The following is a 13,761-nucleotide window of genomic DNA, read 5'->3' on the forward strand; positions in this document are numbered from 1 at the left end:
GAACCCGCGCGACCGGCAGTGACGAACTCCGTGCCCGCGGTTCACAACGGTTGCTGATCATTTCACGCATAGATCACCCTCAGGAGCACCTGCATGACCAAAAAAGTTGCTGAGATCATTGTGCACACGCTCGCCTCGGCGGGCGTCAAGCATTGCTACGGGATCGTGGGCGATACGCTCAACCTCATCGCTCACCATATCAACGAGAGCGATATCGAGTGGGTCCATGTGCGCCATGAGGAGGCAGGAGCGTTCGCTGCCGAAGGCGAAGCCATGTTGACCGGCAACCTGACGGCCGTTGCAGGAAGTTGCGGCCCGGGCAGCCTCCACTTCATCAACGGCCTGGTGGATGCCAACCGCAACCGCGCTCCGGTCATCCTGATCGCCACCCAGGTAGCGAGCGAGGAACTCGGCTTCAACTTTCCGCAGGAAGTCGACTTCAAGGCGATCTACGGATCGTGCAGCGTGTTCTGCGACATGATCATCACGCCGGAGCAGGCACGCCGCAAAACCGTGATTGCCTGTCAGACCGCGATTGCAAAAGGGGGCGTCGCCGTGCTGATCGTTCCGGTCGACATCGCCCATGCCAATGCGAGCGATGACGTCCCGTATTCGGTCCACACGAATGTGCCGATGGTCCGGCCGAGTGACGCTGACCTTGACCGTGTCGCTGACATCCTCAACTCGGGCGGTGACAAGATCGCGATCTATGGCGGTTCGGGATGCCGTGGCGCCCATGCCGAAATCCTGGCCGTAGCCGAGCGGCTCAAGGCGCCCATCGCCCACACGTCGCGCGCCAAGGATGCGCTTGAACACGACAACCCGTACAACGTTGGCATGACCGGCATCATCGGCGGGGAGGCGGGTTATCTGGCGGTATCCGAATGCGAGACCTTGCTGTTGCTGGGTGCTGACTTCGCGTGGCGGCAGTTCTACCCGGAGAAGGCCAAAATCGTTCAGATCGATCTCGCACCCGATCATCTCGGCCGCCGGCATCCGGTCACGCTAGGGTTGGTTGGAGACATCAAGTCCACGATGGAAGCCTTGTTGCCGCGCCTCAAACCTCGCGTGTCAACCGAGTTCCGCGACAAGCTCGTCGGACGGCATGTCCGCGCAGCGGAAATTCATCGCTCCAAGGCGGTCGCGTCGAGCCGCGGAACGATTCCGCCCATCTATCTGACCGAGCTCATCAACCGGCACGCAGCGAGCGATGCGCTCTTCTGCGCCGATGACGGAACGCCCACGGTCTGGCTTTATCGGCATATCGACACGAACGGAAAGCGCCGGGTGTTTTCGAGTCTTCTCCACGGCACGATGGCCGCGGCCCTGCCGATGTCAATGGGGCTGCAGAAGTGCCAGCCAGGACGCCAGGTGATCTCCATGTCCGGCGACGGTGGTCTGGCGATGCTGTTCGGTGAGCTGATGACGGTGGTGCAGGAGAAGCTGCCCGTCAAGGTGGTCGTGTTCGACAACGGCAAGCTTGGATTTATCGATATCGAGCAAAAGTCCGAAGGCATGCTCCCGCTCTATACCGGTCTGCAGAATCCGGACTTCGGCAAGGTCGCCGAGGCGATCGGACTATGGGGTCGCACGGTGACGAAAGCCGATGAGCTCGAAGAAGCCGTCATCGCATGGTTGAACGAGCCCGGCCCCGCGCTGCTGAACGTCAAGGTCGATCCGATGACGCTCGTGATGCCGCCCAAAATCGAATGGGGGGCTGCGTACGGGATGGCGCTGTATTCCGCGAAAGCGATGCTGCACGGGCAGTCCGCCGACGTATTCGCCATGATCCGCGAAAACTTATAGGACTTGACCAGCCAGGCAGGGCGGCAGACGAGCAAGGCGTAAGCGTTAACGCGAGTTCAACGGCCGCTCGCCCATACCGCGTCCAACTTCCTATACCACTACCGCATTAGCGGACGGCGAGAAACACCGGCGGTCGATCGATAGGATAGGGGAAGACCCTCGCTCGCCACGGCGCTTGCGATCCGGCTCGCACCGATCGCTTCGCCGCGCGGCCCGCCGATCCGTCAAAACCGCCCTCATCTTCCCGCCGCGATCCATGCCCCGTGCGGCCTGCGTCCAAGCCTGCAGCCGCTCCGGGATCCTCACCAATCGGCGGCATCCAAAAAGCTCCCCTGTTCGGGGGATGGTTCCTACCTGCGAACAATCCGATGATGGCATCAACCGGGAGGCCACCGCGTGCGACATGCAACGACGGATTTGTGTCATCCCGATCCATTTCTCGACTTGAGGAGACGTAGATGCAGGACGCCGTGCAGGGCTCGACGCCAACCCCCTATGCTTATCCGCTGCTGATCAAGCAATTGCTGCATACACCGTTCGTTCAGGCGCCGGAACAGGAAATCGTGTACCGCGGCCAGGTGCGCATGACCTATACCACGCTGAGGGAACGCATCGCCCGGCTTGCCAATGGGCTTAACGGGCTCGGCGTGCGGCACGGCAGCACCGTGGCGGTCATGGACTGGGACAGCCACCGCTATCTGGAAGCATACTTTGCAGTCCCGATGATGGGCGCCGTGCTTCAGACGGTCAACGTGAGGTTGTCGGAGGCGGAGATTGCCTACACGATCAACCACGCCGGCGCAGAGGTGCTGTTCGTCCACACCGACTTCCTGCCCGTGGTCGAAGCGATCAAGGATCAGCTTGAAACGGTCCGCACTTTCGTGTGGATCGACGAGCCGGACAGTGAAGCGTGCCCGCACACCATTGCGTTCGCCACGGAATACGAGGCAATGCTCTCGGCGAGCGCGACGACCTACGATTTCCCCGACTTCGACGAGAACACCCGCGCCACGACCTTCTACACGACGGGAACCACCGGCCTGCCCAAGGGGGTGTACTTCTCGCACCGCCAACTGGTCTTGCACACCATCACGCTGATGGCGGCGTTGGCGAGCCCGGTCTCGGGACAGCGTTTCCATCGTGGCGACGTGTACATGCCGCTCACCCCGATGTTCCACGTCCATGCATGGGGCATGCCGTACATCGCGACGGTTCTGGGTGTGAAGCAGGTTTATCCCGGACGCTATGTGCCTGACCGGCTCGCACGGCTCGTGCGCGAAGAGGGCGTCACGTTCTCGCATTGCGTCGGCACGATCCTGCACATGCTGCTCGCATGTGAGGAGGGTAAGGCGACGGACATGAGCGAGTGGAAGATCATCATCGGTGGCGGCGCGTTGCCGCAAGGCCTCGCTCAGGCGGCGCTGGATCGCGGCATCGATGTGTTCGTCGGCTACGGCATGTCGGAAACCTGCCCGGTACTCAGTCTCGCGCAGCTTCCGCCCGGCGCCGAAAAGCTCCCCGCCGACGAGCAGCTTCGCCTGCGCTGCAAGACCGGCCGGCCTGTTCCCCTGGTTGACCTGCGTGTCGTCGACGACGACATGAGCGAGCTCGCCCGCGATGGCAAAGCCACCGGCGAAATTGTCGCGCGGGCGCCGTGGCTCACGCAGGGTTATCTGAACAATCCCGAGGCCTCCGAGCTGCTTTGGACCGGCGGCTATCTCCATACGCAGGACATTGCCAATATCGATCCGACGGGCAACATACAAATTACCGACCGCATCAAGGACGTGATCAAGTCCGGCGGCGAGTGGGTGTCGTCGCTCGAGATAGAAGACCTGATCTCGCAATACGAGGGCGTGTCCGAGGTGGCCGTCATCGGCATCAAGGATGACAAGTGGGGGGAACGGCCGGTGGCGCTGGTCGTGCTCAGGGAGGGGACGGCAGTCACGGAGGACGATATCAAGCAGCACGTACTGTCGTTCAGCGTATCCGGACAGATATCGAAATACGCGGTGCCGCAGGTCGTGACGTTCGTCGATGCACTCGCAAAAACGAGTGTTGGCAAGATCAACAAGAAGGGGCTGCGCGAGCAGTTCGCCAGTACCGTCGCCCGGGAGCAGACACGATGAGCATCAAGGGATACAGCATCGCCACGATCGACGACTTCGTTGGCCGCGAACTGGGCATATCGGACTGGGTCGTCATCGATCAGGCGCGCATCAATGCGTTCGCCGAGTGCACGGGCGACAAGCAATGGATTCATGTGAACGAGGAGCGTGCGAAGCGCGAGAGTCCGTTCGGCGGCACGATCGCACACGGCTATCTGACGCTTTCACTATTGGCGGCGCTCGCGATGGAGATCGGACTCATTCCTGAAGACGCATCGGCCGGGCTGAACTATGGGCTGGACAAGGTGCGCTTCATGACAGCGGTGAGGGCGGGCGCGCGGGTGAGAAATCGCGTGACGCTGACGTCGGTGGAAAAGAAGAGCGGCGGCCGGATCATCGTCAAGACGATGAACGAACTGCAGATAGAGGGCGAGGAGAAGCCGGCGCTCGTCGCCGAGACCTTGGCGATGCTGGTCGCGTAAGCGGCAGGCAACTGTGATGGCACAGCGGACAAAGACAGCGGACGGCGACGTTTGAGGAGCGGCAAGATGGCGGCAAATGATAAAAGCAAGGCACGCGGCGAGGAGCAGAACGACCTCGCGGCGTCTGCCGCGGAAGGCATACTCGGACCGAATCCGTTCGTGGGATTACGCCCGCGAGACATTCTGGCAACCGCGCAGCAGATCGGTACCCAGGCGTTGCGGCAACCGACCTTGCTCATGGAGCAGGAGGCGGCGCTCGTCCGCGATCTGATGGCGGTGCTTGCCGGCAGCGCGGACAGCGCGCCGCCTCAGGGCGACAAACGCTTCACAGACACCGCGTGGCAGGACAACGCGCTTTACCGCATGGCGCTGCAGAGTTACGTCGCGTGGCGTAGTGCGCTGACAGGGTTTGTCGATCGCTCGGCGCTCGACGCAAAGAGCAAGGAACGCGCGCAGTTCGTCCTGTCGCTGTACACCGACGCCATGTCGCCGACAAACACACTGCTCGGCAATCCGGCTGCGCTCAAGAAGGTCATCGAGTCGGGCGGTGCAAGCCTGCTCGGCGGCATGAAGAACCTCGTGACGGACATGCTGCAGAACCAGGGGATGCCCGCGCAAGTCGACCGGTCGGCGTTCAAGGTGGGTGGCAATCTCGCCACGTCGCCGGGCTCGGTGGTCTTTCGCAACGAAGTGCTCGAGCTGATCCAGTACGCGCCGGCAACGGAACAGGTGTACGCCCGCCCGCAGCTGATCGTGCCGCCGCAGATCAACAAGTTCTACATTTTCGATTTGTCGGACGGCAAGAGCATCGTCGACTATCTGGTGAAGAGCGAGTTCCAGGTGTTCGTGGTGAGCTGGCGCAATCCCACTGCCGCCCAGAGGCACTGGGATCTCGATACCTATGTTGCCGCGCTCCTCGAAGCGATCGCCGCAGTGCGTGACATTACCGGCAGCGACGACGTCAACCTGCACGGCGCCTGCTCGGGCGCCATGACCATATCCGCGCTCCTGGGTCACCTTGCAAGCCGTGGCGACAAGAGCGTCAATGCCGCCACGCTGATGGTCGCCGTGCTGGACAATACGGCTGACTCGCAGCTCGGTCTCTTTGCGACGCCGGAAGCCATCGCGGCAGCGAAGCAGAACAGCGCATCGAAGGGTGTGCTCGCCGGAGAAGAAATGGGCCGCGTGTTCGCCTGGATGAGACCCAACGATCTCGTCTGGAACTACTGGGTCAATAACTATCTGCTCGGTAAAACGCCGCCCGCGTTCGACATCCTTTATTGGAACAACGACGCGACCCGGCTGCCCGCGGCGATGCATGGACAACTGCTCGATATCTTCACGGGCAATCTGTTCAGCAAGCCTCGCGCGCTGACGGTCCTGGGTACGCCGATCGACTTGACCGAAGTGACGTGCGACAAATACGTGGTCGCAGGCATGACCGATCACATCACACCGTGGAAGGGCGTGTACAACACGGCGCGCACGTTTGGCGGAGAGACGCGCTTCGTGCTGAGTTCGAGCGGTCATATCCAGAGCCTGATCAACCCGCCGGGCAATCCGAAGGCGAAGTTCTTCCTCAATCCCGATTTATCCGCCAATGCCGATACATGGCTCACCAGTGCCCGGGTCGAAAAAGAAACGTGGTGGCTCGACTGGCGCACCTGGCTCGCCGATCGTTCCGGCGAGCGGCAGCCCGCACCGGCAACGCTTGGCAACAAGCAGCACCCAGCGGGCGTGAAAGCGCCGGGAACGTATGTCGTGGAAGCATAAGGCACACGCCGGCACCGGCCCCGGTTCACTCGTTGATAGCACGGTGGTCAACATTTTCTCAACGTAGTTTAATTGGAGTACTGATGATGGATTCAACCAACCCGAACAACATTTTCGCCGAATACCAAAAGGTCGTTGGACAGTTCAAGCTGCCCGGCGTCGACGTCAACGCAATCCTCGAGACGCGCCGCAAGGATATCGAGGCGATCGCCGAAGCCAACACGACCGCGCTTGCAGGCGTGCAGTCGCTGGCCCAGAAGCAGGCTGAGATCCTGCGCACGACGCTGACCGAATTGCAGTCGTTCGCGAGCCGCGCGGCCCAGTCGGGAGGCCAGCCCGCCGCCAACACGGGCGAAGTGGTCCAGCAGGCCTTGCAAAAGGCGCTCCTGGACATGCAGGAACTCGCGGGCACGGCATACCGTGCGCAGTCGGACAGCTTCGCCGTGGTGACCAAGCGCGTCGCCGAGCACGTCGAGGAACTGAAGACACTCCTTCAGCCGAAGAAGTAATAGTGGTGTGACGCAGCTCCTGCGCAATGCCGACGCCTCGAACGAAATGTCCGTCCTGAAGATGATCCGGAAACAAAAAATGCACACGAGCCCCGAGTCTCTTCGTACCATGCAAATCCAGACGATCGATCTGGATGGCCAGACGCTGCGTGTCGCGACATGGCGCGGCAGTGATGCTTCGCCGCCGTTGCTCATTTTCAACGGCATCGGCGCCAACCTCGAACTGGTGGAGCCGTTCGTCACGGCGCTCGACGATGTGAGCGTCATCATCTTCGACGTTCCTGGCGTAGGCGGCTCGCCTGCGCCAGTCGTGCCGTATCGCTTCCCGACGTTGTCCGTGCTGGCCGACAAGCTGCTGACGCGGCTCGGACATGAGGGGGCCATCGATGTGCTTGGCGTATCGTGGGGCGGCGCGCTGGCGCAGCAGTTTGCGCATCTGTATCCGGGGCGCTGCCGCAGGCTGGTTCTAGCGGCAACCTCTCCCGGCGTCATCATGGTGCCGGCCAGGCTGTCGGTGTTGTCAAAGCTGATTGGCCCACGCCGCTACACAGATCCCGCTTACCTGCAACAGGTGGGCGCGGAGATCTACGGAGGCGCTTACCGGCGCGATCCGGCGCTGCTGAAGGCGCACAGCGAGCATATCCAGCCGCCGCGCGGGCGGGGCTACGTGTATCAGCTGCTGGCCGCGGCAGGCTGGAGCAGCTTGCCGTGGCTCGGTTCGTTGCGCCAGAAGACCCTGGTCATGCACGGCAACGACGACCCTATTGTGCCGCTGACCAACGCGAAGATTCTCGCGGCCCGTATCCGCGATGCGACGCTCTATGTGATCGATGACGGTCACCTGTTTCTCATCGCGCGCGCGAGCGAAGTCGGGCCGGTGGTGCGCAAGTTTCTCCGGCAGGAGGGGAGTTGAGTTTCCCGGTTGGCGATGGCGGCGATGGCGGCGGTGATAGTGCATTGCCGGCCATGGCGAATGCACATGAAGACAGCAAGGCGAGCGGCCTGAAGCGCATGCGGCGAACGGCGATGTGCCTGCTCGCCTTCATGATCGCGCTGCTGTTCGCGTGTGTCGCCTGGCAGGCAGACCATTCATGGCTCGCGTGGCCGCGCGCGTTTGCGGAGGCCGGCACGGTCGGCGCGATCGCGGACTGGTACGCAGTCGTCGCGCTGTTCCGTCATCCCCTGGGTCTGCGGATCCCGCATACGGCGATCATTCCGCAAAACCAGCAGCGCATTGCCGAGAGCCTCGGCAGCTTCGTCGAAGAAAATTTTCTGACACCGGAACTCATCATCGGCAGGCTGAGCGGCCACGATGCCGCACAGGCGCTTGCCCAGTGGCTGGCGCACCCGGCGAATAGCCGCGGGGTCGCCGATATCGTGGCGGACGCCGTTGCAGGATTGCTTGAGGGCATTGACGAAGCAGACCTCGAGTGGTTTTTCGACCGGCTGGTGATACCGCAGTTGCGTACACTCGACGTATCCCGCGTGGCCGGCGACGTCCTCAAGATACTGACCGAAGGCGAGCGGCATCAGCCGTGGCTGGTTCACGGGCTCGAAGCGCTTGAGAAGTGGCTGACGGCGAACGTCGACATGATCAAGGCCAAATTCAGCGAGACCTCGCGATATACACCCGCGCCGCTCGACGACTATATCGTCAGGAAATTTATCGACGGCATCATTGTGCTTCTCCATGAAGCGGCGGCGAGTCCGGATCACGCGCTTCGCCGTCAGTTCGATGAGACCTTGCAGACGCTGACCGTACAATTGCAGACATCGGCCACGCACCGCCGTATCGGCAGGTCGCTGCTGCGCGACTGCATCCGTCATTTCAGGCATGCAGATTATTATCGCGTGCTGCTGCAGCGCTTGCGCAGGCGTATGAGCGCCGATCTCGGCCGTGAGCAGTCCGCCGTGCGCGATGCACTAGCGAACATGCTGGCTTCGCTCGGCAAGCGGATCGGCCGTGAGCCTGCAATTCGACACAAGCTGAACGCATGGTGGCTAGCGCTCGCGCGTGAACTCGTCGTGCGCTACAGGCGCCAGCTCTCCGCGCTCATCACCGAGGTCGTAAAAGGCTGGAATGCGGGCGAAGTGAGCCAGAAGATCGAAGCGGAAATCGGCCGCGACCTGCAGTATGTCCGGATCAACGGCACCTTCGTGGGTGGCATGGCCGGCGTGCTGCTTCACGCCGCCACACTCGCCGTCGTGCGGTGACGTGCGGCGGCATGAGTCGGCACGCGCGCTAACCGGCCGCAACCAGTCCCATAGCCTGTGCTCGCGCAACGGCATGCGCGCGCTTGTCAACGGCCAGTTTCACGAAGATGTTCTTCACGTGAGTCTTGACCGTTTCGGGCGTGATCCCCAGGGTGCGCGCGATCTCCTTGTTCGACTGCCCCTGCGCAATCAGCTCGACAATGCCGCGCTCCCGCGCGCTCAGCGACTCGCGCTCCGGCTCACGCCTCGCGCCGGCAGCGGGCTCGTACAGCGCTCGCCAGCCGTCCAGCAGGCGATCGATGTAAGCAACGGTCTCCTTCGTCTGCGGCGTGCAGCGCGTGTCGTCGCGAACCGCGCGCAGGAGCGGCCCCATCTCCGGCCCCTGGTCGAGAATCGAGCGGTAGATGTCGCTATTGGCGTTCAGGACTTCGCGAAAGATTTCGACGGCGCGGGTCTGTTCGTTCGCACGCAACCAGACGAGCGCGAGCACGGTGCGCAAGCGCAGCGCAAGATAGTCGCCGCGCCGGTCTTCGACGCTTCGCAAAGCGCATGTCAATGACCCGAGCGCTTCCTCGGTGTGGTTCTGGGCCATCGCGACCCAGGCCACCGCGATGGCACGGAAGGTTTCGATCTCCGGCGAGACCGCTTCCTCCGCGGCGCAACGGGAGCCCACCAGTTGATCCATCTGCACGACACACGCCGATGCTTCAGTCACCCTCCCTTCCGCAAGATAGAGTCTTGCGCGCTCGACGAGGACGCCGGCAGTCAGCCGGTCCCAGCGGCGCGTGTAACCCAGGGACTGCGCCTGATCGAGCAGCGCATAGGCCTGCTCGGTGTCGCCGCGCGCGATGGCGATCCGCACGAGCACCCGATAGGCGATCAAGGTGCTATCGAGCAGGACCGCCAGGTCGATCAACGGCATGAGATCGACTAGCAGCGCTTCCGCTTCGTCGAGCCGGCCCTGCTCGTACCAGATCTGCGCAATCATCGGCGCGCACAACGCGGCCGAGATGGATTTCGGACCGGAATGGCGCTCGGCGAGTTGCATCGACTCGGTGAAATAACGCTCGGCAAGCGCGAAGTGCATCTGCTGCATTTCCGCGTGGCCGAGCAGGCATAGCCGGTAGACCGAAGCGAACACGTTGCGCTGGTCTTCCTCGATCGAAAAGGGGATCCAGGGTGTCGCGTACAGCGCTTGCAGGTTGCCTGCCTTCCAGTGCCCGAAGCGCACGACGTTGGAGACGACGTTGGTGGTCCAGCTGTCTGTCGACGGCCGGTCGAGACACGCCTGTGCGATCGCAAGCGCGCGCGGCGCGTCGTCCTGTAGCCCGGCCACCACCGAGCGGATCGCCTGGCACTCCCAGCGGATGTTTTCCTGGGCGTTGCCCGGACCCGTACCGGCGTCGCGCTCGATCTCATCGAGCATCGCGAGCGCTTCGTCGAAACGCATCGCCAGCGCCATTCCCCACGCGATCGCGAGCGTGACCGCGACCTGCCCGCGCATCAGGCGCGCAGGGAACTGCCGTTGCCAGCCGAGCAGCGTAAGCAGGTCGCCCTTCGTGACGAGCGCCATCGCGCAGTGACCCATCAGGGAGACGGCGTCTTCCGTATCGCCCGCGGCGATCGCGTGCCTGACCGCGTCTGTCCATTGCTCCGCCCGGGCGTACCACTGGCATGCACGACGATGCAGGTCCACCACTTCATCGCGATGCCGGGTTTCGAGCAGCCGGCGCAGGTACTCGCCCATCAGATGGTGATAGCGGAACGAGCGTCCCTCGATATCGAGCGGTTCAAGCAGCAACTGGCGGGCGGAGATCGTCTCCAGCATGCCTTGCCCCGCGCCAATGCCGGTTACCGCTTCACACAGCGACGCCGTCAGGCGATCAAGTATCGACGTGCGCAACATGAACTCGACCATGCCGGCCGGCAAACGCTTGAGGATGTCTTCAAGGTAGGCGGCGAAGGGCCGCGAGGCGCCGGACGGCGCGCTCACGTCCCAATCGGGTTTGCATTCGTCGCGCGAGAGCACCGAGGCGGAAATTCGCAGCGCCGCAGCCCAGCCTTCCGTGTTCGCGAACAGCGACTTGATGCTGGCGGCACGCAGCCCGCCGGGGCATTCGTGTTCGACAAAACTGCGGGTTTCGTCGAAGTTGAAACGAAGCGCCGACGCGTCGATTTCCAGCAGCTCGTTCCTGGCTCTCAGGTTGGCGAGCGGCAGCGGCGGATCGGTACGCGTGCACACCACGACGTGCACGCTCGTCGGTGCGTTCGCGATGAAATACGACATGGCGTCGTGAATGGCGGGCAGGCTGATCAGGTGATAGTCGTCGACAAATAGATAGACCTCGTCGTCGACGTCGACGAGTTCGTTGATCAGCGTCGACACGACCGAGTGCGCGGGCACGAGCGACGCCTCGGTGGTCAGGCTGAGCGCGGACGCGCCGACGCTCGCGCAAGCGTTGCGAAGCGCCCGCGCCAGATGATGGAAGAAGCGCGCGGGTTCGTCGTCCTCCGTGTCGAGCGACAGCCACGCGACATAGGCGCCGCTTGTGTTCAGCCCGTTGAGCCACGTGAGCGCAAGCGATGTCTTGCCAAAACCGGCAGGCGCCTTGATGACGGTCAGCCGCTTGTACTCCGCTTTCCCGGCGAGCGCGACAAGCCGTGGCCGGTCGATCAATCCGGCGGGCAGGCGCGGCGGGAAGACCTTCGTTGCGAGGAAGACAGGCGGCCTGTACAGGGATGGTGCTTCTATCACGTGCATCAGTTGCTCCAGGCGTTCGGGTTGACCCTGACTGCCATTTGCCGTCCTCGCGATCGCGCTCCCCTGTAAGGGGGATTTTGCGCGGGGCCGCGTTCAGACACCATTGATTCCAGCGAGGAGACATGCAGTTCCACAGTTGGACAACGGTGCGGCACGACGACCGGTCATTGGGAGCCGCCCCTCGGCGGGCGCGACCAGTTGGGGTGCTCTGCTCGGGAAATGATACGCGCAACTGCCTTGAGGCAGCAGACGTGTCTACCCGCATCCGATCGTATTGCGGTGCACAAGCCCGGGCTGGCGGCGCGTATCCCGTACGAACAAAACCAACCCTTTAGCGATCGGTTCACATCGCCGGCGCGAAAGAGTCCTTATCGAAACGGAGAAGGCAATGAAAGTACTGGTTCCTGTCAAACGCGTCGTCGACGCGAACGTGAGAGTCCGCGTGAAGGCCGACGGCAGCGCTGTTGACATCGCGAATGTGAAGCTGTCGATGAACCCCTTCGACGAAATCAGCGTGGAAGAGGCGGTGCGTTTGAAGGAAGCCGGCGCGGCGTCAGAGGTGGTCGTCGTGTCTTGCGGCGTGCAGGGTTGCCAGGAGACGCTGCGCACGGCGATGGCGACAGGCGCTGACCGGGCCATCCTCGTGCAGACCGACGCCGAGTTGCAGCCGCTCGCGGTCGCGAAGCTGCTCAAGGCGCTGGTGGACAAGGAGCAGCCGCAACTCGTAATGCTCGGCAAGCAGGCCATCGATGACGACGCGAACCAGGTCGGCCAGATGCTCGCGGCGTTGCTCGGCTGGCCGCAGGCGACCTTTGCATCGAAGGTGAGCGTTGAAGCCGGCAAGGCGCTCGTGACGCGCGAGATCGACGGCGGACTGGAGACGATCGAGGTCGATCTGCCGGCGGTGGTGACCACCGATCTGCGCCTCAACACACCGCGCTATGCGACGCTGCCCAACATCATGAAGGCGAAGAAGAAGCCGCTCGAGGTGGTGACGCCCGATGCGCTCGGCGTCGACATCTCGCCCCGGTTGTCGACACTGAAGCTCGCTGAGCCGACGAAGCGCGAGGCAGGCGTTCGCGTCGCCGACGCCGCAGATCTCGTGGCCAAGCTGAAGAACGTCGCACACGTCATCTAAAAAGGAAGAGGGAGACATGTCCATACTCGTTATTGCAGAACACGACAACCAGACGCTGAAGGCCGCGACGTTGAACACCGTCACCGCCGCTGCGCGTCTTGGCGACGACATCCATGTGCTCGTCGCCGGATCGCAATGCGCGGCCGTGGCCGAGCAGGCCGCAAGCATTGCCGGCGTGACCCGCGTGCGCGTCGCCGATGCGCCGCACTATGCGCATCCGCTGGCCGAGAACCTGGCCGCGCTGATCACGACGGTCGCGGCCGACTACACCCACCTGCTGGCGCCCGCCACGACCACCGCGAAGAACGCGATGCCACGCGTGGCTGCACTGCTCGACGTCGCGCAGATCTCCGACGTCATTGCCGTCGAATCCGCCGATATCTTCGTGCGCCCCATCTACGCGGGCAACGTGCTCGCGACGGTGCGAAGCGCGGACCGTATCAAGGTCATGACGGTACGCACGACAGCCTTTGAGGCGGCGCAGGCCGTTGGCGGCGCGGCGGCGATCGAAGCGCTCGCACCGGCCGCCGAGGTCCCGGGCTCGCGTTTCGTGAGCCACCAACTGACCCGCTCCGAGCGTCCTGAGCTGACAGCGGCGCAGCGGGTGATCTCGGGTGGCCGGGGCATGGGTTCCGGTGAAAACTTCGCTCTGCTGGACGATATCGCCAACAAGCTGGGCGCAGCGGTCGGCGCATCGCGCGCTGCCGTGGATGCCGGCTTCGCGCCGAACGACTATCAGGTGGGCCAGACCGGCAAGGTCATCGCGCCGCAACTCTATATCGCGGTCGGCATCTCCGGCGCGATCCAGCATCTGGCCGGCATGAAGGACTCGAAGGTGATCGTCGCAATCAACAAGGACGAGGAGGCGCCGATCTTTCAGGTCGCGGATTACTGGATCGTCGGCGATCTCTTCAAGGTATTGCCGGAGTTGTCCGGTGAGCTGGACAAACTGCAACAAAACTAATTCCGG

General features: G+C 63.1%; 10 protein-coding genes. 9 read left to right on the forward strand and 1 reads right to left on the reverse strand.

The window, feature by feature from the left end; translation table 11 throughout:
* Positions 1–93 precede the first annotated feature (93 nt).
* The 7 genes from ACSOSP_RS01645 (at position 94) to ACSOSP_RS01675 (ending at position 8,892) form a co-directional block, all read left to right on the forward strand.
* Entirely contained in the window at positions 94–1,806 is a 1,713-nt protein-coding gene (locus ACSOSP_RS01645) for a thiamine pyrophosphate-dependent enzyme (RefSeq protein ID WP_455309194.1), read from the forward strand.
* A gap of 458 nt (positions 1,807–2,264) precedes the next feature.
* Positions 2,265–3,935 carry a fatty acid--CoA ligase gene (locus ACSOSP_RS01650; protein ID WP_455309196.1) on the forward strand — a complete coding sequence of 557 codons (1,671 nt, stop codon included), beginning with the start codon at positions 2,265–2,267 and terminating at the stop codon, positions 3,933–3,935.
* Complete coding sequence (locus ACSOSP_RS01655; RefSeq protein ID WP_455309197.1) at positions 3,932–4,396, forward strand: MaoC family dehydratase; 465 nt, start codon at positions 3,932–3,934, stop codon at positions 4,394–4,396. Before ACSOSP_RS01650 ends, ACSOSP_RS01655 begins: the two co-directional genes overlap by 4 nt.
* Before the next feature lie 66 nt (positions 4,397–4,462).
* Positions 4,463–6,169, forward strand: a complete 1,707-nt coding sequence (locus tag ACSOSP_RS01660) for an alpha/beta fold hydrolase (protein WP_455309199.1) — start codon at positions 4,463–4,465, stop codon at positions 6,167–6,169.
* Between the two features lie 86 nt (positions 6,170–6,255).
* Positions 6,256–6,678 carry a phasin family protein gene (locus tag ACSOSP_RS01665; protein ID WP_455310802.1) on the forward strand — a complete coding sequence of 141 codons (423 nt, stop codon included), beginning with the start codon at positions 6,256–6,258 and terminating at the stop codon, positions 6,676–6,678.
* A 79-nt stretch (positions 6,679–6,757) separates the two neighbouring features.
* Positions 6,758–7,591, forward strand: coding sequence for a poly(3-hydroxyalkanoate) depolymerase (gene phaZ / locus ACSOSP_RS01670; RefSeq protein WP_455309200.1), 834 nt, complete (start codon positions 6,758–6,760; stop codon positions 7,589–7,591).
* On the forward strand, positions 7,588–8,892 hold the full coding sequence (locus ACSOSP_RS01675; RefSeq protein ID WP_455309201.1) for a DUF445 domain-containing protein: 1,305 nt from the start codon (positions 7,588–7,590) through the stop codon (positions 8,890–8,892). The genes phaZ and ACSOSP_RS01675 overlap by 4 nt, the downstream gene beginning before the upstream one ends.
* A gap of 28 nt (positions 8,893–8,920) precedes the next feature.
* Here ACSOSP_RS01675 and ACSOSP_RS01680 read toward each other — a convergent pair whose 3' ends face one another.
* Positions 8,921–11,653 carry a LuxR C-terminal-related transcriptional regulator gene (locus tag ACSOSP_RS01680; protein WP_455309202.1) on the reverse strand — a complete coding sequence of 911 codons (2,733 nt, stop codon included), beginning with the start codon at positions 11,651–11,653 and terminating at the stop codon, positions 8,921–8,923.
* A 388-nt stretch (positions 11,654–12,041) separates the two neighbouring features.
* Here ACSOSP_RS01680 and ACSOSP_RS01685 point away from each other — a divergent pair, with 388 nt between their 5' ends.
* Together ACSOSP_RS01685 and ACSOSP_RS01690 are read left to right on the forward strand one after the other, a co-directional pair.
* On the forward strand, positions 12,042–12,791 hold the full coding sequence (locus ACSOSP_RS01685) for an electron transfer flavoprotein subunit beta/FixA family protein (protein WP_455309204.1): 750 nt from the start codon (positions 12,042–12,044) through the stop codon (positions 12,789–12,791).
* Between the two features lie 16 nt (positions 12,792–12,807).
* On the forward strand, positions 12,808–13,755 hold the full coding sequence (locus tag ACSOSP_RS01690; RefSeq protein ID WP_455309205.1) for an electron transfer flavoprotein subunit alpha/FixB family protein: 948 nt from the start codon (positions 12,808–12,810) through the stop codon (positions 13,753–13,755).
* Positions 13,756–13,761 lie beyond the last annotated feature (6 nt).

It is taken from the genome of Caballeronia sp. KNU42, from assembly GCF_053760385.1.